Source organism: uncultured Meiothermus sp. (genome assembly GCF_937863175.1).
Taxonomy (GTDB): Bacteria; Deinococcota; Deinococci; order Deinococcales; family Thermaceae; genus Meiothermus.
In genome coordinates this window covers 1-22,366 of sequence record NZ_CALMCQ010000198.1, presented here as the reverse complement: position 1 = coordinate 22,366, position 22,366 = coordinate 1, and the positions used below count along the sequence as shown (strand labels likewise).

General features: G+C 60.3%; 21 protein-coding genes and 1 pseudogene. 6 read left to right on the top strand and 16 right to left on the bottom strand.

Annotated elements, in window-relative coordinates:
* From Q0288_RS07820 to Q0288_RS07770, 11 genes and pseudogenes are all read right to left on the bottom strand, one after another.
* Positions 1–135, bottom strand: a pseudogene (locus Q0288_RS07820) (thiol reductase thioredoxin); the annotation flags it as partial.
* 83 nt (positions 136–218) lie between these two features.
* Positions 219–2,783 carry an ATP-dependent chaperone ClpB gene (clpB, locus tag Q0288_RS07815; RefSeq protein WP_299429337.1) on the bottom strand — a complete coding sequence of 855 codons (2,565 nt, stop codon included), beginning with the start codon at positions 2,781–2,783 and terminating at the stop codon, positions 219–221.
* Positions 2,784–2,945: 162 nt separating this feature from the next.
* The gene (locus tag Q0288_RS07810; protein WP_299429336.1) at positions 2,946–3,179 is read right to left on the bottom strand and encodes a BrnA antitoxin family protein; all 234 of its coding nucleotides are present in this window, start codon (positions 3,177–3,179) and stop codon (positions 2,946–2,948) included.
* Between the two features lie 19 nt (positions 3,180–3,198).
* Positions 3,199–3,492: a BrnT family toxin gene (locus tag Q0288_RS07805; RefSeq protein ID WP_299429335.1), complete on the bottom strand. Its 294-nt coding sequence runs from the start codon at positions 3,490–3,492 to the stop codon at positions 3,199–3,201.
* A 496-nt stretch (positions 3,493–3,988) separates the two neighbouring features.
* Entirely contained in the window at positions 3,989–4,897 is a 909-nt protein-coding gene (gene gnd / locus Q0288_RS07800) for a phosphogluconate dehydrogenase (NAD(+)-dependent, decarboxylating) (protein ID WP_299429334.1), read from the bottom strand.
* Positions 4,898–5,023: 126 nt separating this feature from the next.
* Positions 5,024–6,049: an alcohol dehydrogenase catalytic domain-containing protein gene (locus Q0288_RS07795; protein WP_299429333.1), complete on the bottom strand. Its 1,026-nt coding sequence runs from the start codon at positions 6,047–6,049 to the stop codon at positions 5,024–5,026.
* 100 nt (positions 6,050–6,149) lie between these two features.
* Complete coding sequence (locus Q0288_RS07790) at positions 6,150–6,986, bottom strand: carbohydrate ABC transporter permease (RefSeq protein WP_299429332.1); 837 nt, start codon at positions 6,984–6,986, stop codon at positions 6,150–6,152.
* Entirely contained in the window at positions 6,983–7,885 is a 903-nt protein-coding gene (locus tag Q0288_RS07785) for a carbohydrate ABC transporter permease (protein ID WP_299429331.1), read from the bottom strand. Before Q0288_RS07785 ends, Q0288_RS07790 begins: the two co-directional genes overlap by 4 nt.
* 51 nt (positions 7,886–7,936) lie before the next feature.
* A complete protein-coding gene (locus Q0288_RS07780; RefSeq protein WP_299429330.1) occupies positions 7,937–9,223 on the bottom strand; it encodes a sugar ABC transporter substrate-binding protein in 1,287 nt (428 codons plus the stop codon).
* A gap of 10 nt (positions 9,224–9,233) precedes the next feature.
* The gene (locus tag Q0288_RS07775; RefSeq protein WP_299429329.1) at positions 9,234–10,106 is read right to left on the bottom strand and encodes a MurR/RpiR family transcriptional regulator; all 873 of its coding nucleotides are present in this window, start codon (positions 10,104–10,106) and stop codon (positions 9,234–9,236) included.
* A gap of 230 nt (positions 10,107–10,336) precedes the next feature.
* On the bottom strand, positions 10,337–12,676 hold the full coding sequence (locus Q0288_RS07770; protein ID WP_299429328.1) for a penicillin acylase family protein: 2,340 nt from the start codon (positions 12,674–12,676) through the stop codon (positions 10,337–10,339).
* 224 nt (positions 12,677–12,900) lie between these two features.
* On the opposite strand from Q0288_RS07770, the gene Q0288_RS07765 reads away from it, so the two are divergent.
* Positions 12,901–13,134: a CDGSH iron-sulfur domain-containing protein gene (locus Q0288_RS07765; RefSeq protein WP_299429327.1), complete on the top strand. Its 234-nt coding sequence runs from the start codon at positions 12,901–12,903 to the stop codon at positions 13,132–13,134.
* Positions 13,135–13,221: 87 nt separating this feature from the next.
* Positions 13,222–14,181, top strand: coding sequence for an aldo/keto reductase (locus tag Q0288_RS07760; RefSeq protein WP_299429326.1), 960 nt, complete (start codon positions 13,222–13,224; stop codon positions 14,179–14,181).
* On the opposite strand, the gene Q0288_RS07755 is transcribed toward Q0288_RS07760, so the two are convergent.
* From Q0288_RS07755 to Q0288_RS07745, 3 genes are all read right to left on the bottom strand, one after another.
* Entirely contained in the window at positions 14,171–15,268 is a 1,098-nt protein-coding gene (locus Q0288_RS07755) for a glycosyltransferase (protein WP_299429325.1), read from the bottom strand. The two genes, Q0288_RS07760 and Q0288_RS07755, sit on opposite strands and share 11 nt — an antisense overlap.
* A 110-nt stretch (positions 15,269–15,378) precedes the next feature.
* A complete protein-coding gene (locus Q0288_RS07750; RefSeq protein WP_299429324.1) occupies positions 15,379–15,777 on the bottom strand; it encodes a hypothetical protein in 399 nt (132 codons plus the stop codon).
* 125 nt (positions 15,778–15,902) lie between these two features.
* Positions 15,903–16,304, bottom strand: coding sequence for a hypothetical protein (locus tag Q0288_RS07745; protein WP_299429323.1), 402 nt, complete (start codon positions 16,302–16,304; stop codon positions 15,903–15,905).
* A 192-nt stretch (positions 16,305–16,496) separates the two neighbouring features.
* Between Q0288_RS07745 and Q0288_RS07740 the strand changes: the two genes are divergently transcribed.
* From Q0288_RS07740 to Q0288_RS07725, 4 genes are all read left to right on the top strand, one after another.
* The gene (locus Q0288_RS07740; RefSeq protein ID WP_299429322.1) at positions 16,497–17,840 is read left to right on the top strand and encodes an FAD-binding oxidoreductase; all 1,344 of its coding nucleotides are present in this window, start codon (positions 16,497–16,499) and stop codon (positions 17,838–17,840) included.
* A gap of 33 nt (positions 17,841–17,873) precedes the next feature.
* Positions 17,874–18,245, top strand: a complete 372-nt coding sequence (locus Q0288_RS07735) for an MmcQ/YjbR family DNA-binding protein (protein WP_299429321.1) — start codon at positions 17,874–17,876, stop codon at positions 18,243–18,245.
* 4 nt (positions 18,246–18,249) lie between these two features.
* A complete protein-coding gene (locus Q0288_RS07730; RefSeq protein ID WP_299429320.1) occupies positions 18,250–18,912 on the top strand; it encodes an HAD hydrolase-like protein in 663 nt (220 codons plus the stop codon).
* A gap of 119 nt (positions 18,913–19,031) precedes the next feature.
* The gene (locus Q0288_RS07725) at positions 19,032–19,595 is read left to right on the top strand and encodes a GNAT family N-acetyltransferase (RefSeq protein WP_299429319.1); all 564 of its coding nucleotides are present in this window, start codon (positions 19,032–19,034) and stop codon (positions 19,593–19,595) included.
* Positions 19,596–19,739: 144 nt separating this feature from the next.
* On the opposite strand, the gene Q0288_RS07720 is transcribed toward Q0288_RS07725, so the two are convergent.
* Both Q0288_RS07720 and Q0288_RS07715 read right to left on the bottom strand, forming a co-directional pair.
* Positions 19,740–21,131, bottom strand: a complete 1,392-nt coding sequence (locus tag Q0288_RS07720) for an FAD-dependent oxidoreductase (RefSeq protein ID WP_299429318.1) — start codon at positions 21,129–21,131, stop codon at positions 19,740–19,742.
* Positions 21,128–22,207, bottom strand: coding sequence for a glycosyltransferase (locus Q0288_RS07715; RefSeq protein WP_299429317.1), 1,080 nt, complete (start codon positions 22,205–22,207; stop codon positions 21,128–21,130). The genes Q0288_RS07720 and Q0288_RS07715 overlap by 4 nt, the downstream gene beginning before the upstream one ends.
* Positions 22,208–22,366: the final 159 nt, after the last annotated feature.

Below are 22,366 nucleotides of genomic sequence, written 5' to 3'. Positions count from 1 at the left end.
GGTCAGTCCCTCGCTGGCGTTGACCAGCCAGGGCAGGGGCTTTTTGCAGGCCCCACAGACCGGCACCTGACCTGCTGGCGGTCTGCCCAGCCGGTTCTTGGTGCCGCAATGGGTGCAGGTGGCGATGTTGTTCATGGGGACTCCCTTCGGTAATTGCCGAAAGCCTAAGGCTGAAAGCCGAAAGCGAAATCTTTGTGTAGCCTTCCGCTTTCAGCCCCTTACGCTACCGCGGCCTTGCGCGTCTCGAATTCCAGGCCCAGCGGGCCAGGGGTGGCGTAGACGGTGGCACCCTCGGCAACCTCGCCAGCCAGTATCTTGCGGGATAGAGGGGTCTCGACCTCCTTTTGAATCACCCGCTTGAGGGGCCGGGCCCCGTACACCGGGTCGTAACCGCGTTCGGCAATAAACTGCAGGGCCTCGGGGGACATCTCGAGCACAATCCTCCGCTCGGCCAGCCGCCTGCGCACCGCGCCGAGCTGAATCTCCACAATCGCCGCGATCTGCTCGCGGGCCAGTGGGCGGAAGACCACCATCTCGTCGAGCCGGTTCAAAAACTCCGGTCGGAAATTCTGTTGCAGGATGCCGAACACCCGATCCCGAATGGTCTCGTAGCTCTGGCCGGCCTGGATGCCCTCGAAGATGAGCTGCGAGCCGATGTTGGAGGTGAGGATGATGGCGGCGTTGCGGAAGTCCACCGTGCGGCCCTGGCCGTCGGTCAGGCGGCCATCGTCCAGCACCTGCAGCAGGGTGTTGAAGACGTCGGGGTGGGCTTTTTCGATCTCGTCGAAAAGGATCACCGCGTAGGGGCGGCGGCGCACCGCCTCAGTCAGCTGACCGCCTTCCTCGTAGCCCACATAGCCCGGAGGTGCGCCAATGAGTCGGGCCACGGTGTGCTTCTCCTGGTACTCCGACATGTCAATGCGCACCATATTCTCTTCGCTGTCGAAGAGGCTGGCCGCCAGGGTCTTGGCCAGCTCGGTCTTGCCGACGCCGGTCGGCCCCAGGAAGAGGAAGGAGCCGATGGGCCGGCTGGGGTCTTTGAGGCCCGCCCTGGCGCGGCGAATCGCGTCCGCGACTGCCACGATGGCCTCGTCCTGCCCAATCACTCGAGCGTGAAGTTCATCCTCCAGGCGGAGTAGCTTCTCCCGCTCGCCCTCCACTAGCTTGGACACGGGAATGCCGGTCCAGCGCGAGACGATGCCCGCGATGTCTTCTTCGGCCACCATGGGGCGGACAAACTTTGCGCTCACCATCCGGTCGGAGAGTTCGTTGACCTCCTGCTCGAGCCGGGGCAACTGCCCGTAGCGCAGTTCAGCCGCTTTGTTCAGGTCGTAGGCCCGCTCGGCCTGCTCGATCTGGGTGCGGGTCTCGTCGAGCTTGTGCTGGGCCGCCCGGAGCCTCTGCATCACCTCGCGCTCGGCCTCCCACTCGGCTTTCTGGACGCCGATCTGCTCGGTTAACTCGGCAATTTCTTTTTCCAGATCCCCCAGCCGGAACCTCGACTCGGCGTCGGTTTCTTTCTTGAGGGCCTCGCGCTCGATCTCGAGCTGGAGCTTCTTACGGTTCAGGGTGTCAATGGTCTCGGGGGAGGACTCGAGGGCCATCCGCAGCCGGGCCGCGGCCTCGTCCACGAGGTCAATGGCCTTGTCGGGCAGTTGCCGGTCGGCGATGTAGCGGTGCGAGAGCTGGGCGGCGGCAATCAGGGCGGGGTCGGAGATACGCACCCCGTGGTGCACCTCGTACTTCTCCTTAATGCCGCGCAGAATCGAGACGGTGTCCTCGAGGCTCGGCTCATCTACAAACACTGGTTGGAAACGGCGCTCGAGGGCCGCGTCCTTCTCGATCTGGCGGTACTCGTCCAGGGTGGTCGCGCCAATCATGTGCAGCTCGCCCCGTGCCAGCGCGGGCTTGAGCATGTTGCCTGCGTCCACCGCGCCCTCGGCTTTGCCTGCCCCCACCACGGTATGCAGCTCGTCAATGAACAAAATTATCTGGCCCGCGCTCTGGATGGTCTCCTGCATCACCGCCTTGAGCCGCTCCTCGAACTCGCCCCGGTACTTGGCCCCCGCCAGCAGCGAGCCCATCTGAAGGCTCACGATCCGCTTGCCCTTGAGCCCCTCGGGCACGTCACCCTTAACGATGCGCTGGGCCAGCCCCTCGGCAATGGCGGTCTTGCCCACCCCAGGCTCGCCAATCAGCACCGGGTTGTTCTTGGTACGGCGCAACAGAATCTGGATGGCCCGGCGAATCTCCTCATCGCGCCCGATCACCGGGTCGAGCCTGCCCTCCTCGGCCAGCCGGGTAAGGTCTATGCCGTACTGCTCTAAAGCCTGATAGGTGCCCTCCGCGTGTTCGCTGTCCACTTTCTTCCCCCCTCGCAATTCCAGCACCGCCGACTTGATGGCGTTTGCGTTCAGCCCGCCGTAGCCGGTCTCGGCCAGCGCCACGGTGAGGGTGTCTATCGCCACAAATTTATCTTTAAACTCGGCGGCCAGTTTCTCGGCGCGCTCGAGGATATTATTGAGCTTGCTCGAGAGGTACTGCCCCCCTTCTGCCCCCGAGACCCTGGGATAACTCCCCAGGTCGCGGCTGGCAGCCTGCTGCACCGCTTGCAGACTCTGCCCCGCCCGCGAGAGGAGTTGCGCGGGCAAAGCCGAGGCGTCGCGGAACAGCACCGAAGCCAGGTGCCCCACGTCCATCTGCTGATTCGAGTTCTCCCTGGCCAGCGTCTGGGTCTGGGCAATGGCCTGACGGGCTTGTTCGGTCCAGCGTTCCAGATTCATATTTGTTTAGTATGAAACTTGAGCCTGATAATGTCAAGTAGAATGAGCTTGAATGTGTGCGAAATATGAGCTATTATGTCTAGAGCAGAAGGGGAAATTATAGCTTCAGTTGTGGCTGAACAGAAAGGCGCGGTCAAGGCTTAAGCCCAATGCCCTCGAGCCCTACTTCTCGGCCTCCTTGTGGGCTTTCACGTAGGCCTCGAGTACCGCGTTCATCTCGGTCTGGTAGCCCTTGCCGCGTGCCTTGAACCACTCGAGCACGTCCGCCTCGACGCGCAGAGTCACGGGCTGCTTCACCCGCCGAACAAACACGCCCCCCTTCTTGACAATTGCTCGAGCGAACATCTCAGGCGTGACGGGGGGGATGTCCGAGGTGTCAATGTCCTCGTCCTTCATGTCTTTCAACCGCTTCCAGTCAGTGCCAGATGCTTTCAAAGTAGAACTCTTGTTCATGCTTCAGCCCCTTTCGCATCGAGATGATCCGGATTGCATCGCCTCTCAAGACGTTTGCGATCACCACCACCTCGTCGCCCAGCAGCCCGAACGTCAGAAAGCGATCCTCGCCGTAGTCTTCGCGGGTGTCCTCGACCTCCACCGTCTCGCCCTCAAACACCTTCTCGGCGTCCACAAAGTCCAGGCCGTGCTTCGCTAAGTTCGTAAGACGTTTTGCTTCATCCCACTCCAAGCGCACGTTCCATTGTACATACATAATGTATTGTTATCAACGCCTCGAGCCTCTGGAAGCCTTCTTGGCATGGCCTCGAGGTCTACCGGGCCAGCGTCTGGGCATTGGCCTGACGGGCTTGTTCGGTCCAGCGTTCCAGATTCATATTTGTTTAGTATGAAACTTGAGTGTAGTATTGTCAAGTAGAATGACTGAATTTGTGGCAATTCGGGCCGATCTCGGGTGACCAACTGAACCGCCTTATACCCGATTCGGAACCCGACCGAAGGGAGACGCTTTTTTCGCCGACCGTCCGGGTGGGGGGTGCTCCAGGATTCAAATAGATGCCTTTGGGTCTCCGGGTTGGAGGATCATCTTTTTGAATCCGGTATTCGCCTTGTTATTGCGAATGTTGCCAGGATGCTCATAACCCCTCGAGGCGGGCAGGGTAGCCAGCTTTCTGGTTTTCGTCGCAATATACGAGGGAGGGCCCTTGGATGCCTTGCGACGCAAAATGGGGTGGCGGAAGGCAGGTTCGTAACTACTCGGCTGCCGTAACCGAGTGCCCACCGAACATCTTCCGCATCACTGCCAGCAGACGATGGTCGTAGGCCTCCTGATCCTGGCTCTCGAAACGGGCGTACAGCGCCTGGGTGATGACCGGAATGGGCACGCCCAGTTCAACCGCTTCCCCCACCATCCAGCGTCCCTCACCGGAGTCCGCTACCACCGGCGCAATGCCCTCGAGGTTCTGGTCGGTAGTCAGGTATTCCGCCGTAAGGTCTAATAGCCAGCTGCGAATAACGGTGCCATGCCGCCAGGCTTCAGCGAGGCCGGCCAGGTCAAAGCCAAACTCCTTCTTTTTGCGCAGCAGGTTCAAACCCTCGGCCAAAGCCTGCATCATGCCGTACTCAATGCCGTTGTGCACCATCTTGGCGAAGTGTCCGGCCCCCACCGGCCCCGCATGCACCCAGCCAGTACCGGGGGTGGGGGCCAGGGCCTGCAGGATGGGCGTAAGCTGCTGGGCCGCTTCTGGCCTGGCGCCCATCATCAGCCCATAACCGTTGTCGAAGCCCCACACCCCGCCCGAAACCCCTATATCAGCAAACCCGATGCCCCGCTCGGCGAGCAGCAGGGCGCGGCGCTGGGAGTCCTTGTAGTGAGCGTTGCCCCCATCCACGATTAAGTCGGCGGCAGAGAGGAGGTTGGCTAGATGGGCGATGGTCTTCTCGGTGATTTCGCCCGCAGGCACCATTAGCCAGACCGTGCGAGGGACGGGGAGTCCGTACACCAGGAATTCCAGCGAGGCCACCGCCCGCAAGCCCCCGGCAGCCAGGGTTTGGGAAGCGCTGGGGTTGGGGTCGTAGCCTGCTACCTTAAAGCCAGCCCGCAGCAAGCGGCGGGCCATGTTGCCACCCATCTTTCCAAGTCCAACAAAACCAACATTCATGCGCTCTCCTATTCGTCTGGCAAGCAAGTTCGGCTGCCAACAGGGACGGTAACACCCATCGTGTGGGGCGTGCCCAATTCCGAACCGAACCCTTGCGCAGGGTGTCTTTGCCTGATTTGCGGTGTGCTATTCGGGTTGCAGCAAAATTTTGAGGGCGTCTTTTTGCCGTAGCCGGGCAAAGGCCCGTTCCCACTCGGAAAGCGGAACCACCTCCGACACCAGCGGTTCGGTCTGCACGGCGCCCGAGGCCAGCAGCGCGATGGCTTTGGGCCAGGCGCTGGGTACGGTGGCATTGGAGCCCGTAATGTGGAGCTCTTTGAGGCAGGCCAGATCGGCGTTCCAGGCGATGCTACGCCCAAACAGCCCGACCTGAATGTATTTGCCTCGAGGGCGCACCAGTTTTAGCGCCAGTGCGGCGCTGGCTTCGGCCCCGGCACACTCGATAACCGCGTCGGCCCCCCGGCCAGCGGTCTGTTGCAGCAACGTTTCCTCGAGGCTGGGTTCATCCACGCTGTGGGTGGCAAAACCCAGGGCGCCAGCCACCGCCAGGCGCTTGACATCGGCAGCGGTTCCCAGCACCGTGACCTTGCAACCCGAGGCCCGCGCCACCTGCGCGCACAGCAGGCCAATGGGGCCAGGGCCGCTCACGATGCAGTACTCGCCCAGGGCCAGGCTGGTTTGTTCCAGCAAAGCGTGCACCACGCAGGCCAGCGGTTCGGTAAAGGTGGCAGCCTGCAAACTCAACTGCGGTGGCAGGCGGTGCAGGTTGCGGGCGGGTACGCGCAGGAAGCGGGCAAAACCGCCGTTCTCGCGCGAGCCAATCGAGCGCCGCCGTGGGCACAAATTGGGCGCACCGTCACGACAGTACATGCAGCGCTGGCAGGTGTAGAAATAGGTCTCGCTGGTGGCCGGTTCGCCGATCTGCCAGCCTTCCACGCCCTCGCCCAAAGCGGCAATTCGACCGGCGATCTCGTGGCCGAGGGTGACGGGGGGCTCGGAGGGGAGCTCGTCGAGCTGGATGTGCAGGTCGGTTCCGCAAATGCCGGCATAGGCCACCTCGATCAGGACTTCGGCCGGGCCAGCCTGCGGCGGGGGGATGTCCTCGAGGGCCAGCAGGGGTGTGCCAAGCTCGAGCTTGCGAAGGGCTAACATGGGGCCTCTTTCATAAGGGGTTGCTGGGGAGGTGCTGGTTCGGAAAAATGGCCGGCACGGCTCGAGCCGATGTCCAGGGCCAGCACCCCCGTTTCCGTGCTCATCCCTTTACCCCGCCGCTGGTCAGGCCGCGCACAATGTGGCGCTGCACGATCAGCGAAAGGATCACCACCGGCAGCGTGATCAGCACCGCCGCAGCAGCAATGCCGCCAAAGTTAATCGAGCCGTAGGAGATGAAATTAAACACCGCCACCGGCACGGTTTTGGTGTTGGGGCCAGCCAGAATCAGGGAGAACAGAAACTGGTTCCACGAGTAGATAAAGGCCAGAATCGAGGCCGTCACCACCCCCGGCATCACCAGCGGAATCACGATGCGCAAAAAGGTGCCGAAGCGGGTCATGCCGTCCACCATCGCGGCTTCCTCGAGGTCTATGGGGATGTCTTCAAAAAATGCGATCATTACCCAGATAATCATCGGCAACGTGATGATCAGGTGGGTCACGATCAAGGCCAGATAGGTGTCAATGAGTCTGAGGCTGCTAAAGACCAAAAACCACGGCAGCAAAAAGGTGATGTAGGGGATGATGCGCGAGACCAGAATCCAGGCCGCCAGGCCGCGCAGCTTAAACCGCGCAATCGCGTAGGCGGCGGGCAAACCAAAGAGGAGGCCCAGCCCCGTCGCGGCTGCCGCAATCACCAGAGAGTTGAAGGTGAAAAACAAAAAGTTGTTGCCCACGATCACATCGCGGTAGTTTTGCAGGGTGGGCCAGAACCACCAGACCGGGATTGCCGAGGTGTTTTGCACCTGATCGCGCAGGCTGGTCAGAATCATCCACACGAAGGGAAACAGCAGCACCACCAGCACCAGCAGCAGCAGGGTGTTAAGCACCCAGTTGTTCAGGCGGTCGCGCCCGGCTCTGGTGCGCAAGAAGGTCATCGCGTCCTCCTCAGCAGGTTGACCCCCACCGCGATGGCGGTGACCAGCAACAACAACATGGTCAGCAGGGAGGCCGCATAGCCCACCCGGAAGAACTCAAAGCCGGCGCGGAAGGCATAAACGTTGAGGGTTTCGGAGGCAATGCCAGGGCCGCCCTGGGTGATCACCTCGATGATGTCAAAGGTCTTGAGCGCATCAATCATGCGCAGGGTGAGCGCAGCGAACAGGGTGGGCTGCAACAAGGGCCAGGTAATACGCCAGAACAACTGCCACGGCGAAGCCCCGTCAATGCGGGCGGCCTCGAAGGGTTCTTCGGGCATGGTTTGCAAACCCGCCAGCAGGATGATGGCCACCAGCGGTGTCCACTGCCAGATGTCTACCAGGGCCAGCGCTGGAATCGCCAGGCGTTCGTCGGCCACCCAGAGTGAGCGCTCCAGACCCAGGGTTTCCAAAAAGTAGTTCAGCACCCCCAGCTGGGGGTTAAACATCAAGGCCCAGATCAGGGCGATGGCCACCGGCGTAGAAATCATGGGCAGCAAAATCAGGGCCCGCACCAGGCCCTGGGCAGGCACCTGGCGGTTGAGCAACAGCGCGATCAGCAGCCCCAGCACCAGTTGGGCGGGTACCGCGATCAGGGTAAACTTGGTCATCTGCCAGACCGAATTCCAGAAGCGTTCGTCCTTCAGGATATCGAGGTAGTTGCCCAGGCCCACAAAGCTCGAGGGTTGCGCGGCGGAGACGAAGCGATCCTGGGTGGAGAGAACGAGATTAAAAATCAGCGGCAGGATGGTCAGCACAAACAGCAGCAACACCGCTGGCCCTGGCATCAGCCACCACAGGTTTTTGTCTATAAACCTCGAGCGGCGTTCGGGCCTGGCCTGAGAAGAGGTCTGGGTCATAGGGTTCGGAGTCCCTGCCCAACCACGCGGCTGGGCAGGGAGAGTTGGGGCCTAGCGCTCTCTGTCAAGGACGGTATTGGTCTGGGTCGCAGCACGGGTCAGAGCATCGCGCACGTTGCCACCGTTGATGGCGGTAACGATGGCGCGGCCCAGAATGTCACGCACCTCGCCCACCGCGACCACCGGCGGGTTCCAGACCGGGTTGGCGTACTCGAGCTGCTCTAAGTTAATCGCACTCCACTCGGGGGTCTTGTCCCTGGCCTTGTACTCCGCGCTGTTCCAGGCACTCCTGCGCGAAGCCGGTACGTCGGCCAGCAGCACCCGCAGCTGGTTTTGTTTGTTGGTGGCCCACTGCATGAACAGCCAGGTGGCAACCTTGTTTTTGGATGCTTTGGACATCGAAAGCGCCCAGGTGATGGCTACCGGGGTGCGCCTGCCGGTAGGGCCTGCCGGGAAGGCCGCGTAGCCCACTTTGTCAGCAACGGTCGAGGTTCTGGGGTCGTCGAGGATGCTCTTGAAAAGCGAGCCGTCGGTGAACATGGCCAGCTTGCCCTGGGCAAACAGGCTGGTGATTTCGGGCCAGCTCATGGTGGTCGAACCGGCGGGGCCGTAGTTGCGCAACAGGCCCGAGTAGAAGGTCAGGGCGTTGACCCACTCGGCATCAAAGAAGCGGCTGCGGCGGTTGGCGGAGAGCCAGTCGCCGCCGTGCCCAAACAGATAGGGAGCCAGCTGGCTGGTAGCCGCTGCGCCACGCCCGCGCAGCCCGATGCCTGCAACCCCGTCCTTGTTGTGCAGGGCTTTGGCGGCAGCTTCCAGCTCGGCAAAGGTTCTGGGTACGGGGATGTTGTATTTCTGGAACAGGTCTTTGCGGTAAAAGAGCATGGTGGTCTCTTGCTGAATAGGCAAACCCACCAGACTACCCCCGATGCTGGCGGCCCGGATGGAAGCGGGGAAGAAGTCGGCCTGGTCAAACCCAGGTGCGGTGAGGGCCGGGTTGCCAACGTAGCTGGAGAGCGGCTCGAGCCAGCCCGACCGGAGGTAAAGGTTGCCCTCCTGGTTGGGGGTCAGCATAAAAGCATCCAGCGCGCCGGTGCCGGAGGCCAGCTCCACCAGTACCTTGTTGCGAAACTGCGCTTCGGGGAAGGTTTCTACCACCACTTTTACCCCACTGAGCCGCTCGAACTCCGGCAAAAATGGGGTGATGGCGGTGGTCCAGGGGTGCTGGTTGAGCAGCACTCGAATCTGGCTTCCCCTGGCTTGCTCCCAGTTAAAGTTCTGGGCCAGACCCAGACTGCCCACCATCAGGGCTGCTATGCCTAAAACCAACTTGCGTTTCATCGCTTCCTCCTTACAGGCGTTTGTCCTTGAGGGCTTCGCGGGTTTTACGCAGCCGCTCGCTCGAGTGGGGCTCGAGCCTCAAGTGCAGGGTTACACATAAAGCGTCCACCATGCACAGTTGAGCAATTCGAGAAGCGATCGCCTCGCTGCGGTAGCTCGACTCGGGGCTCGAGGTGCGCAGGGTCAGGTCGGCGAGTTGTGTGAGCGGAGAGCGCCTGAGTCCGGTGAGGGCGATCACGGTGGCACCGTTGTCTTTGGCCTGCTCCACCGCATCCAGCACGTCGCGGGTGGAGCCGGTGTGGGAAATCGCCAGCACCAGATCGTCGGGATCGGTCAGAGCGCACACCTGCGCTGCGAAGTGGGGGTCGTGATGGCTCCTGGCCAGCAGGCCCAGTCGGCTGAACTTGTGCGCGGTATCGAGGGCTACAATGCCACTGACCCCACAGCCCACCACCTCGATTTTTCGGGCGCTCAGCAGCCTCTGTACGGCCTGCTCGAGTACCTCCTCGTCCATGTGCGCGAGGGTCTCTTTCAGGGTAATTTGCGAAGTCGCAAACACCTTTTCCAGTACCTGCAAAGCGGTGTCGCTCGGAGCAATCTCGGGGTTGAGGCTGCTCACGCCGGGAACCAGGCTCTGCGCAAGGCGAATCTTAAAGTCCTGGAAACTGCGAAAACCGGCCCGCCGGAACAGGCGCACCGCCGTGGGCTCGCTCGAGGCCGCCGCCTCGGCCAGCTCGGTGATGGACTGGCTGAGCACCGTTTTCGGATTGCACACGATGTAGTCAATCAGCCGCGAAGAGCTTTCACCGACGTCGGCCCGAATGGCCTGAATCCGCTTCAGGGCGGGGATTTCGAGCTGGGGTGGGGGCTTGGGGGTAGGCATACACCGATGGAAAAAGTTTTCACATAAATTGCGATTGCTATGAAAGTTATAAGTCACTCTCCGGCACTTGTCAAGTAGCACCCCACCGCGCATCCCGCTTTCTGGGCAACCTGGATGAGGTCTAAGCGGAACCATCCTGCAGGGGTCAAACCTGCCGGGCCAACCTGCCAGTCGGTATGGTCACAAGCACAGAAGTCGCGTGCGGGCCGAACTCCAGAAGTACCTGGTTTTTACGGTCGCGGCTCGAGGGTTTGCCGCGTTCGGAAGCCAGTCTCCTCCATCCGCATGGGCAGATACCGGCCACTGGCCCATTTCTGCAAGAGGCTGTCGTAGTCGCTGGAGAGTGGCGAACCAGACTGACCCAGTGGATGAATAAAGCGGGAGTTCTCCAGGTCGGAAAAATCCAGGATGTGGCGGTAGCTACTGCCCACGGTCATGCGGAAGGTGCTGGGGTTGTAGGAAGCCCGGTTGAGGGTGTACCGGTCGCCGCCGTGGGGCACGGCCCGATCCGCGATCCGGTTGAGTGGGAAGACGTTGGTCAGGATGGCATGGGGAAAGGTGGCTTTATGAATGTCGCCCCAGCGTGGAGGGCTGGCGTTAAAGCGATCCAGCGCCCTATCCAGTGCCAGCGCAGCAAAATCCAGACAGGTCTGGGTCTCGGCAGTCCGGCAGGCCGGGTCGCCCTGGCGCATGGCCGTCAGCAAGTAGCGGGGCTGTTCCCAGAATTCCTGCCCTACTTCCTTGCTGGGCAGGCGGGTCATCTCGGTGTACCAGGCCTGAAACACCGAAGGCTCCACCTGCTCCGCCCGCATTACCCCATCCCAGGCCAGCAAGCGGGTCTTCCACTGGCGGGCGTTTTCCGAGAGTGGATTGAGTACCTCGAGCACTGGCTTGAACTCACGAAACAACAGGCTGGTAATGTCCTGCTGCATTGCAACCATGTCTTCGACAGACAACTGGTCTTTAGCCAGGATCAACTCGCGGATACGCTGGGCACGGTAAGGCTCTTCCCACTCGAGTGAAATGGTATGCGGGAAGTTGGGCGAGGTGACTTTGTTGTTGGCGGTGACGATAAAGCCTTCTTGGGGGTTGTAGACCTGGGGCCACTGATCTGGCGGCAGGTAGCCCTGCCAGTCCCAGTTACCATCGCCCGGCACCGGCATCAGGCCCGAGTGGCCCGGCCTGCGGATGGGAAAGCGGGCTGGAGCGATATAACCAGTGTTGCCGTCCACATCTGCATAGATAAAATTCTGGCTTGGCGCTGCGTACAGGGTTAGCGCTGCTTTGAACTGCTCCCAGTTTTGCGCCCTTCCGATGCCCAGGAAGGCTTCGATCGTCCGGTCGGTGGAGTCCAGGCTGGTCCAGCGCAACGATAGAGGCCGCGCACCAGGGTTGCTCACCACATCGTTGATGACGGGCCCATAGCGGCTTTCCCGTACCCTCAGGGTCACATCGGGTTCTCCCTTAACTTTGATGACCTCGGTACGGGTGCGCCAGGGCTCGAGCTGGCCTCGGTACAGATAGCCGCCTGCCACCTCTTCCATGAGGTAGAGGTCTTGCACATCGGCTCCTACGGTTGTGACCCCCCAGCCGATGCGTTCATTGCGGCCAATGACCACCGCTGGAAGCCCTGGAAAACTAGCACCGATGGCCCTGTAGGTGGGGGCTTCCATATGCACCAGATACCAGATGGAGGGCGCTCCCAGCCCCAGGTGCGGGTCGTTCGCCAACAGAGGCTTGCCGCTGGCGGTGCGGCTTCCCCCGATCACCCAGTTGTTGGAAGCTCGAGCCATGGTCTCCCCCGGCAGGTGCAGGCTCTGGGGCATCTGGGAAGCCAGGGACAGCAAACCCCTGGCCGACTCACCATCGGGTTTCGGAGGCTGGGGCTGGCGGATATCCTCGGCCTGCAAAACGGTTGGGGCATCGGATGGATAGGGCGGTTTGAGTTGGGACATCCGCTCAGGGCTCATGCCCCTGGCGGCCCACTGCAAGCGCTGCAACTCCCCCCGCCAGTTGCCCGAGAGGTCGTAAGACATCATCTTGGCCCAGACCAGCACGTCGGCAGGCTTCCAGGGCTCGGGCCTAAAGCCCAGCAGGCGAAACTCGATCGGCAAGGCCGGGTTGGTGGCAAGGTAGGCGTTGATACCCGCAAGGTATGCATCTACGGCGGCCCTGGCATAGGGTTCCAATCCAGCATAGGACTGCTCGGCAGCACGGTAGAAGCCCCAGGTGCGAAGAAAACGGTCTTGATCCAGCGTAGCTTTACCAATTACTTCGCTCAGACGTCCGGCCCCTACCCGGCGCTGGAACTCCATCTGCCAGAGCCGATCCTGGGCATGGGCCACACCCAGGGCAAAAAAAGCGTCGGTATCGGTCTGAGCTTGGATATGGAGCACTCCTTCTGCCGTGCGCTTCATCTCAACCGGGGCCGACAAACCCGGCAGGGCCAGCCGACCCGAATGCTGCGGGAGGGTGGCCCCCCGCAACCAGAACCAGCCGCCGACCCCCGCCACCAGTACCAGCCCCACCAGCACCAGCAGCAACCGTCCCAAAAGACGCAACAAGCGCATAGCTCCTCCCTGCTTCCGCCCAGTATAAAACCATTCCTCATAAGCAGGTATTTGGGCGGTTTTCATCTGGATTTGCATCCCTGATTGCTTTGTAAATCGCCCTGATACCCGTTCCGCAAGGGAGGCCAGGCTACTATTGTGGGACGGCTTGATTCAGTACAGGAAAGTCGGATCCTTTGCGCATACCCATATTGAATCGGTGGTTTCACCAGTAGACTTGGGGAATGAGAATTGAATTTAGAGAAAATGGCTCTATCGGCATCGAGACGGGTGGCAGGTATGTGTACCGGCAGGGTGACCAGGAAGTCGTAATCGAAAAACCCAGGGTCTCGCTGTGCCGCTGTGGGCATTCGGCCAACAAGCCCTTCTGCGATAGCACCCACAAGACCACTGGCTTCCAGGCCCCGGCTGCCGTGATAGAGATCAGTCCGAAAGAAACCCCGCATCACGAGCTGTGAGCCAGCGGCAAAGACGCAACAGGCCTGGATCATCCAGAGCCTGGCTTTTTACGGGAGTTATGGGCCTGCGTGCCCATGGAGGTTTTTATGCGCTACCGCAAGTTGGGCCAGTGGGGCCTGAAAGTCTCGGAGGTTTCGCTGGGGGCCTGGGTCACCTATGGCGACGCCGTTAACGACCTCGAGCGAATCAAAAACATCACCCGCATCGCCTACGAGGGCGGGATTAACTTCTTCGACAACGCCGATGTCTACGCCAAAGGGCTGGCCGAGGAGCTGATGAGCAAAGCACTCCTGGATCAGTTTCCCCGTCACGAGCTGGTGCTGTCGAGCAAGGTCTTCTGGCCCACCAGCAACGATGCCAACGGGCACGGGCTCTCACGCAAACATATCCTCCAGAGCATTGACCGAAGCCTGAAGCGGATGGGAACCGATTACCTCGACCTTTACTTCTGCCACCGCTACGATCCCGAAGTACCGATGGAAGAAGTCGTTACCAGCATGAGCAGTCTGGTAGACCGGGGCATGGTGTTGTACTGGGGGACTTCGGAGTGGCCGGCTGTACGGATACTGGAGGCCGTCCACTTCGCCAGAGCCAGTGGACTGAACCCTCCTGCGGTCGAGCAGCCGCAGTACTCGATGCTCTACCGGGAGCGCGTCGAGAAGGAGATCCTGCCGGAAACCGAGCGGGCTGGGCTGGGTACGGTGGTCTGGAGCCCGCTGGCGATGGGCATGCTGACCGGTCGCTACGACCGAGGCATACCCAAAGATAGCCGCTTTGAACGCTATCCGCAGTTTGGCAGTCGCATGTTGACGCAGGAAAATGCCAAGAAAGTCAAAGCCTTGAAGCGGGTCGCCAGCGAGCTGGGTCTGAGCCGCACCCAGCTCGCCCTGGCCTGGGTCTTGCGACAGAAAGGTGTAAGCAGTGCGATTACCGGGGCCACCCAACCCGAGCAACTACAAGAAAGCCTGGGCGCTGCGGGCGTGGATCTGCCCCAGGAGATACTGGACAAGATCGAAAAGATTCTGGGTTCAGTCTCTAAAGACTAAGAATGTACTTGACCAGGCGCACAATATCGTTCTGCAGGTTGAGGGTCTTGCGATCGTAGGGATGGGTCTTGAGTTCCTTGATTTTTTCGGCACTTTTGCGCGGATGGCGAATATAATGCCCCAGTTTTTCGTGGCGGATTAGTTCGACGTTCCCGTACTCCTGGGGCCAAACATAGTCGCAGACGATCAGGTTTTTGTGTTGGGAGAGCACCTCGGCAATGGTAGCCGGGCCGGCTTTGGAAACCACCACACTGGAAACATTGATCAGTTCATACATCTGTTTGGTGAAACCAAACAAGACCAGGTTTGAAATCCGGTTTTTTTGCTTGAAAGCCTCGAGCTGTCGGTACAGCTTCTGGTTGTAGCCGCAGACCACTACCACGTTGATGTCCTGCATCTTAACCAGTTCGCGCACCAGGTTAAGGCTTATTTTCAGGCCCGCGCCCCCACCCGTCACCAGCACGGTGTAGGGGTGGGTCAGGCCCCACTCCTCGCGCAAGCGGGCCACTTCACCGGGGTCGAGGGGTTTGTCGAACTTGGGGTCAATCAGGGTCTGAAAGTAGTGCAGGTTTTCGGGAGGAACCCGGCAGCGGCGGGCGATGCTATAGGCTTCGGGGCTGGCCACCACATACTGGTCTCTGGTATCAATAAACCAGTACAGGTGTGGACTGAAAATATCGCTTACCACCGTGAGGGTCTTGGGCTTGTGTTTGCGTACATAGGGCAGCCGCCGAAAAGCATGGTTGACCGGATAGCAGTAGATAATCTTGTCGGGGCGGAACTCCTCTAAGTATTCGTTGATGGCCGGGGCCATCCGCATGCCCAGCACCCGGGCAAAGGTGTTGATGGCCGGTCGGGTCTGGTAGAAAGCCTCAAATACGGTATAAAGCCAGCGCTGCTTGTTGACCGCGAAGTTGTAGCCATCCTGGATGGCCTGGCCAATCCAGCGCGGCCCCACATCGAAAAAATTGAACAGGCGAATTTCCGAGTCGGGCTCGAGTTCGGTTAGCAATTTGTGCAGGTTTTGTGCCAGAGCAAGGTGCCCGCCACCTGCTTTTGTGTAGACCAACAGAATTCGTTGCGGCATAAAAGGCGTCGTATTGAGCTACGCCTTTACAGATTAGAGCATTTTTGCACAAATAGTGCAACGCCGTAACAAGCTGCCAGGCTCTTAGCCTGCAATCGGAAAAATACGACTCACCCCAGCGGTTGGTGGCATAGCCACACCCCGCTCTGAGCCCGCCAGCCCTCCGATAGCTGGGTGGTTCTGGCGGGGGGCGGAACGGCAAGCACTTTGTGCCCAACAATGCTGAACTCGATGGCTGTAAACAGTTTGTCCAGCGCCTGCCCCAGTGGGCGGGTTTCCAGGGGGCTAAAACGTAAACGCGGTAACCTGGCCTCGAGGCTTTTGCAGCCTGCGTAGGGCCACAACTCGGCAGGGTCGCGCCAGCGCCGGGGAGGCCCCACCAACAACTCCGCCAGCACCAGTGCCAGGCCCGGATGACGCCGTAAAAACTCTTCGGGGTCAAACTCGAGTGATAGCTCGAGGCTCACTTCCACGTCTTGCCATACTTCGCGCTTTACAGGGCTCGCCATAATTCAGACTGCAACAAACCCGGGCCAGCGTCAAGAGCAGATAACCCGTACCAGACAAATGATACTGCGATATTAGATTTGACACTCGCAGGCAAAAAGTGTCAGGTGAAGGGCATGCCCAGGGATTATCCACTGGTACAAAACCAGTGCAGCCAGCCGGCCTTGGCCGAGAACTCGGCCTGGCGCAGGAAGGCATTGGCGTGGGAATGGGTCTCGAGAGCCTGGGCTGCATCGCCGGAATTGCCCCAGGCCAGGGCAATGGCTTTCAGGCAAGACCACTGTCCCTGCTCGTCGCCCAGAAAGCGATAAACCGCCAGCGCCCTCGAGAACAACGCAATGGACTCGTGGGCATCCCCGGCGTACAGGCTGGACACACCCCAGATAAAAAGGCTCTGGGCCCAGACCCGGTTATCGCCCGAGCGCCGCGCAAGATGTTCCAAACGACGGGCGGGCAGGGCAGCTTCTAAAGGTTGCTGTTCAAGCTTGTTCCAGGCTTCTCGGAGTAGTGGTTGCAGGTTTTCGCACATAGTGGTTTTGTGGATATCGGTCAAGGGACTCCTCGCTGAGTGTCAGGGTAGCAGCTTATGCACCGTCGTTCAGCGCATTTGTCACCAGCGAATTTTACTTAACGCTCAGGGGCCATTCATGGGCCAAATATCACCAACCTCGAGGGCTGCAAGACACGCCGCCTCCAGGTTCCATTCGGGTAGGCTAGTGCCATGGTGGAAAGCCTGAAAAAGATCCTGCCCCAGAAGGTCAGCACTGCCCCCACCGATCTAGAGGCCCACGGCAAAGACGAAAGCTATCCCATACACCACCCGCCGATGGCGGTGGTCTACGCGGAGAACCTTTCCGATATTCAAACCGCCCTGGCCTGGACACGGAAACACCATATCCCGGTCATTCCGTTTGGGGCCGGAACCAGCCTCGAGGGGCATGTAGTCCCCCAGGGGCCAGCCATCTCGCTGGACGTTTCAGGCCTGAATCGGGTAGTACAAATTCACCCCGAAGATTTCATGGCCGTGGTGGAACCTGGTCTGACGCGCAAAAGCCTGAACGAAGCCCTCAAGGGTACCGGCCTGTTCTTCCCCGTAGACCCCGGTGCGGATGCCTCGCTAGGCGGTATGGCCGCAACCAACGCCTCGGGCACTACCACCGTGCGTTACGGGGGCATGCGGCAGAGTGTTCTGGCTTTGCAGGTGGTGCTGGCGAATGGCGAGGTGCTGGAATTGGGCCGAGGGGTACGCAAGACCAGTGCTGGCTACAACCTCAAGGATTTGTTTATCGGTTCCGAAGGCACCCTGGGCCTCATTACCCGCCTCACCCTTAAACTGCATCCCCTCCCCGAGCATATCCACACCCTGCGGGTCTTTTTTGACAACCTGACCCAGACCGCCCAGGCCGCCTATGCGGTAATGGCCAGCGGGCTTCCCGTGGCCCGGCTCGAGCTCGTTGACGGGGTAGGCATCCAGGCCATCAACCACTATCTGGGCCGTAGCTATCCCGAAAAGCCCGCCCTGTTTGTGGAGTTCCACTCCTCTACCCACCAGGCCCTGGAAGCCGAGTCCAGCCTGGCGATTGAGCTGATACAGGCAGCCGGAGCCATCCGCATAGACCCTGCCCGCACCCAGGAAGAGCGTACTGCCCAGTGGGAGGCCCGGCATCAGGCCTACTGGGCCCTGGTTAACCTGTTTCCTGGCAAAGAGTATCTCTCCACCGACACCGCCGTGCCCGTCTCCAAAATGCCCGACCTGGTGCAGTATTCCAGTTATTTGCTGCGTGAAATGGGCTTGAAGGGCAACATCCTGGGCCATGTAGGCGACGGCAATTTCCACACCCTGGTGGTCTGTGAACCGGGCGACCCCAGGGCCGAGGTGTTTTCGGAACGATTGGTAGAGCACACCCTGGCCCTGGGGGGCACCTGTACCGGCGAACACGGCGTTGGGCTGCGGAAGAAAAAATACCTCGCCAAAGAGCACGGCCCTGCCCTGGACTGGATGCGGCAGATCAAACGCCTCTTCGACCCCGAGAATCTGCTCAATCCTGGCAAAATCTTTGATTGATTGCGGTCAACAAAGCTCTGGCATACTTGGGGTATGAGGGACACAACGCTCCAGCAAATCCGCCAGTTGTGCCTGGCCTGGCCCGAGACCAGCGAGCGGCTGAGCCACGGAGCGCCCGCCTTTTTCGTGCAGGGGAAAAAGTGCTTCCTGATGTACATGGATAACCACCACCAGGACGGGCGGCTGGCCATCTGGTGCGCGGCACCGTTCGGGGCTCAACAAGCGTTCACCCAGGCCCGCCCTACCACCTTTTTCGTACCTCCCTATGTGGGACACCGGGGCTGGCTGGGAGTCTGCCTCGATCGCGGTCTCAGCCTCGAGGCACTGACCGAGATTATCCGCGACGCCTACCGCTGCGTGGCACCCAGGAAACTGATTTCCCAGCTGGACAAGCCCGTACAATAACGCTGTGCCAGTCACTACCCTGCTTTTCGATCTGGACGGGACGCTTTTGGAAACCGAACCCGGCATCCTGGGCTGTTACCGTCATACCTTCCGCCACCTGGGGGTGAGCATTCCCGAGGAACTGAATTTGCGTGAGTTCATCGGCCCGCCCCTGCAAGACAGCTTCCGCAAGCTTCTGGGTGAGGAACGGGTGGATGCGGCTGTCGAAATCTATCGCCAGTGCTACGACCAGAAGGGCAAGCTCGAGGCCAGCCTGTACGAAGGCATTCACCCGGCGGTACAGACCCTCTCCGCTACCTACCGTCTGATGGTGGCAACTTCTAAACGAAACTCCTTCGCCCAGGAGATGATGGAACACTTCGGGCTGGCCCCCTACTTCACGGCAATCTACGGGGTGCATGCCCAGAATCTGTCCGAGTCCAAGGCCTCGCTCATTGGGCGCATCCTGCACGACCATCGGCTTACCCCCACCGAGGCCGTAATGATTGGCGACCGCGCCTTTGACATTCTGGGGGCCAAAGCCCATCGGATGCGTTCGGTGGGGGTGCTATGGGGCTATGGCAGCCTCGAGGAACTTCAATCTCACGGCGCAGACCTGTTGTGCCAGGAGCCTGCCAGTCTGCCCGACGACATCGCCAGGTTGCGCTCAGGTAGACTCCGCAGATAATCCGAATTTGACCGTGAACTGGCCCCAGACTGCCCTGCATGAACCCCAGGCTCGCCCAGGGCTAATGCAGCTCTGTACTCCTAATCACCCGCCTTCTAGGCTTGGCGTATGCTGAAAGGGTGACGCTCAGCAACACCTGGCCTCGCCACGGAAAAGTAACCCTCAAACCCTTTACCGAAACCCTCACCGAGACCGAGTGGCGGCGGTTCTATGAGTGTTTCCGAGATCCTGAAGTGGCCGAGTGGAATGGAAGCCGCCCGCTCAAAATGCCCCTGTGGCTCTTCAAGCGGGTGGTCATGGGTGAGGTCAGCCGGGGCGACCGGATGGGGTTCGGGATTCTGGACGAAAAAGGCGAGTGGCTCGGCACTGTGGAACTCTACGAACTAACCCGCACCGAAGCTACGCTGGGCATTCTGATTGGGGCCAAAAACCGCTGGGGACAAGGCTACGGCACGGATGCTGTAAAAGCAGTGCTGGAATATGCTTTCTACACCCTGCGACTACAAAAGGTTAAACTGCGCACTTACAAACACAACCTTCGCGCCCAACGGGCCTTTGAGAAATCTGGCTTCCATCATGTGGCAAACCCTCCTTCCAGCACCCTTCGTTTCAATTTTGGCCTTGCGCCCAGGGTCGAATTTGTGCCGATGGAAATCACCAGGGAGGATTGGGAACGTTTTTGAGGCAGTGAACCCTCATCTATATCGCAGTTCTCCCTTTTTGACCGCCTGAACACCGGCCTAGCCGGAGTCATCTACAGCGAACACCCGTGCCCCAGGGATAGCCTCGAGGCTCTGGTAGCACCCTTGGCAGGGTGGGTAGTGGAATCAGGGCGACCCGTTTTCCAACCCACTCCTTCCAGGCTGACCAGAGACTCTACCCATCAACCACCCAGCCCCGTTCCATCCCGAAAGCATGGACAATGGAACCCCCCCGCCAGGGTAAACGGTTCCACCTACCTGGGCAAAATTCCGAATACCCGCTACGCCCCAGCCGGGGCGGAGAGCTCCCGCCAGCCCATGCGGAGCCTTTCCATACAACGCACCGCAGTAGGCCGTGTAGCAGTAATCCTGTGGGCTCACCGCTCTCCATTCCGCAATTGGGAGGGGGTGAATTTGTCGCAACTTACTCAACAGATACTGTGCGTACTCTTGATCCTTAACCCTGAGCTCTGGATTCTTAACCGCTGCCTCCGGCAAACTCGGCGCATTCACCAGCATAAACGCTGCATCGCCATCGGTGTGTAGATACAAAGTGGGATCCTGGGAACAGCGTCCAGACGCAATTTCGCGCCATTCCGCTGCGTAGTCCTGCGAGAAATAGATGTGGTGTCCCCGAGGCACTGGCTCGGAAAGCTCCATCAGCACCGCGAAACCAGCCACCCCCAGCCTATAGCGGGGAATCGGTAGGCCCAACCACTGCAAGGTAAAGTGCCGATCCGTCGCAGAAATATACAGATCAGCACTGTGCCAGCCCCCATCGGTTTGCAAAGCCCCAATACGACTGGGCAGCAACTGCATTTTCATAACCTTCTGCCCGAACAAAAACTGGACGCCTTGTGCCTGGGCCAGCCCGTGCAGGTGGTCAGCCAGCGCCCGCATCCCGCCCGCCAGGTGGAAGACGCCCAGACCCAACTCCACCCAGGCGATGTTATGCAGTACTGCTGGAGCCTTATAGGGATTGGCTCCAAGGTAGGTGGCAAAGCGCAAAAAAAAGGGGGTGAGGTAGGGGCCGGACTGCACCAGCGCTTTCAGCGACTTGAGCGGGTGCGCCTTCAGGCCGTTGCGCAAACCGTACTGCATCAGGTTAATGGTCTGGGGCGGTGGGCCAAAAATGAAGGTATCTCTGGCCCCTTCAAAAATCGCCCTGGCTTCGGTTAACAGACGCCGGTAGTCATGGGCTTCCTGGGCAGTAAGCTGGGCCACGGTGGCCTTTATATCCAGTTCGGGAGCAAAGACCCGTCCATCGGGCCAGGTATAGCGGGTGAGCGGTGAAACGGGCTCGAGTGCTGGCAGGCTCGAGCCAAATGCACCCACAATCATACGTGGAATTTCGGGCATGGTCAGGACGGTGGGGCCAGTAGGCACACCCCTCCATCCGATTGCTTTGCCCCCAGGTTCGTCGAACTGTTCAATTACCGTTACTTCCAGTCCGGCCCTGCGCAGGCGCAAGGCTGCAGCCAGCCCGGCAAAGCCCGCCCCCACTACAATGGCTCTCATCGGCTATATTCTCGCCCTTTCCAGGTATATTTTTTTTGCCCTGACCGCCAGTAGATAGGGGTGGCAAAGAGGGGCGCCAGCGGAACCAGCACCACTTCCCACCCGTCGCGCCCGGTCTTTAGGTTGAGCAACAGCCGCTCCAGCAACCCCATTCCTCCCACCAACAGCCAGATCGGGTTAGACAAAGGCAAAAGCCAGCATAGGGTGTAGGCCAGCAGGTGGCCCAGATACGACAGGATCAGAGCAGCCCGGTTGCGCCCATGGAATTCGATGAGGTTTTTGCCCAGCCCTTCGACTATTTCTTCAAAGCTGCGGTACATGCGAACTGCAACCAAAGCCCCACCCAAAGCCACGGTCATGCGCTGCCCCACGGCCTTGGTTTTCTGCGCCAGCCGGACATCCTCGAGCACCTCTCCCCGCACCGCAGCGTGTCCGCCGGAGGCCCTGTAGGCCTGGCGGGTGAAGGCCATCACCTGCCCGTTGGCCGCTGTTGCCGAGGGAAATGGGGTAGAGATCAAGGGATGGGGCAGGTAACACAGCAGCACGTCGTCAATGAGGGGGAGCAGTATCCGCTCAGGCAGGCTCAGGGTAATCTGGCGCGGATAAATCGAAACCAGCCCGGCGTTCTCTTGCTCCATCTGGGCCAGTACCGCCTGCACCCCCCGCTGAGCCCAGCGCACGTCGGCATCGGTAAAGAGCAGTACCTCACCCTGGGCCGCCTGGGCCAGTTGATGGCAGGCCCAGGGCTTCCCCATCCAGCCCTCGGGTTTGGGCAGGCCAGAAATCAATCGCACCCTGGCATCCCGGCGGCTGAACTGTTCTACTACCGCTGCGGTTGCATCGCTGGACTGATCATCTAGAATCAGAATCTCCTGCACCCCCTGGAGCAAAAACCCCGGCAGGGTCTCCATTAGATTGTGGGCCTCGTTGCGAGCAGGAACCAGGAGCGATGCCGTAGAGGGGCTGCTTGCGGCCTTCGCGGGTTGTAAAACCGGAAACCGCCAGAGATTGAGAAGCAAGACCAGCAGCTTGAGGCCCAGCCAGACCAGCACCGTGTAGAGCAGAAAGTCAAGCATGTTCAGAAAAGGCTGGCTGGCCACCCTGGATGACACTCGAGCCTGGCCCTTCAGCGTCCCCCTGCCAACTGACCCAGCGCCGCTCCCAAGCCAGCCATGCGTTCGTGGGTGCTCTGGCGTCCGGCCATACGAAGCTCGAAGCCCGCCAGCGGAGCCTCG

Bases quoted from the DNA above. Each gene is read 5' to 3' on its own strand.
- clpB (WP_299429337.1), bottom strand. From the start codon at position 2,783: ATGAATCTGGAACGCTGGACCGAACAAGCCCGTCAGGCCATTGCCCAG.
- Q0288_RS07810 (WP_299429336.1), bottom strand. From the start codon at position 3,179: ATGAAGGACGAGGACATTGACACCTCGGACATCCCCCCCGTCACGCCT.
- Q0288_RS07805 (WP_299429335.1), bottom strand. From the start codon at position 3,492: ATGTATGTACAATGGAACGTGCGCTTGGAGTGGGATGAAGCAAAACGT.
- gnd (WP_299429334.1), bottom strand. From the start codon at position 4,897: ATGAATGTTGGTTTTGTTGGACTTGGAAAGATGGGTGGCAACATGGCC.
- Q0288_RS07795 (WP_299429333.1), bottom strand. From the start codon at position 6,049: ATGTTAGCCCTTCGCAAGCTCGAGCTTGGCACACCCCTGCTGGCCCTC.
- Q0288_RS07790 (WP_299429332.1), bottom strand. From the start codon at position 6,986: ATGACCTTCTTGCGCACCAGAGCCGGGCGCGACCGCCTGAACAACTGG.
- Q0288_RS07785 (WP_299429331.1), bottom strand. From the start codon at position 7,885: ATGACCCAGACCTCTTCTCAGGCCAGGCCCGAACGCCGCTCGAGGTTT.
- Q0288_RS07780 (WP_299429330.1), bottom strand. From the start codon at position 9,223: ATGAAACGCAAGTTGGTTTTAGGCATAGCAGCCCTGATGGTGGGCAGT.
- Q0288_RS07775 (WP_299429329.1), bottom strand. From the start codon at position 10,106: ATGCCTACCCCCAAGCCCCCACCCCAGCTCGAAATCCCCGCCCTGAAG.
- Q0288_RS07770 (WP_299429328.1), bottom strand. From the start codon at position 12,676: ATGCGCTTGTTGCGTCTTTTGGGACGGTTGCTGCTGGTGCTGGTGGGG.
- Q0288_RS07765 (WP_299429327.1), top strand. From the start codon at position 12,901: ATGAGAATTGAATTTAGAGAAAATGGCTCTATCGGCATCGAGACGGGT.
- Q0288_RS07760 (WP_299429326.1), top strand. From the start codon at position 13,222: ATGCGCTACCGCAAGTTGGGCCAGTGGGGCCTGAAAGTCTCGGAGGTT.
- Q0288_RS07755 (WP_299429325.1), bottom strand. From the start codon at position 15,268: ATGCCGCAACGAATTCTGTTGGTCTACACAAAAGCAGGTGGCGGGCAC.
- Q0288_RS07750 (WP_299429324.1), bottom strand. From the start codon at position 15,777: ATGGCGAGCCCTGTAAAGCGCGAAGTATGGCAAGACGTGGAAGTGAGC.
- Q0288_RS07745 (WP_299429323.1), bottom strand. From the start codon at position 16,304: ATGTGCGAAAACCTGCAACCACTACTCCGAGAAGCCTGGAACAAGCTT.
- Q0288_RS07740 (WP_299429322.1), top strand. From the start codon at position 16,497: ATGGTGGAAAGCCTGAAAAAGATCCTGCCCCAGAAGGTCAGCACTGCC.
- Q0288_RS07735 (WP_299429321.1), top strand. From the start codon at position 17,874: ATGAGGGACACAACGCTCCAGCAAATCCGCCAGTTGTGCCTGGCCTGG.
- Q0288_RS07720 (WP_299429318.1), bottom strand. From the start codon at position 21,131: ATGAGAGCCATTGTAGTGGGGGCGGGCTTTGCCGGGCTGGCTGCAGCC.
- Q0288_RS07715 (WP_299429317.1), bottom strand. From the start codon at position 22,207: ATGCTTGACTTTCTGCTCTACACGGTGCTGGTCTGGCTGGGCCTCAAG.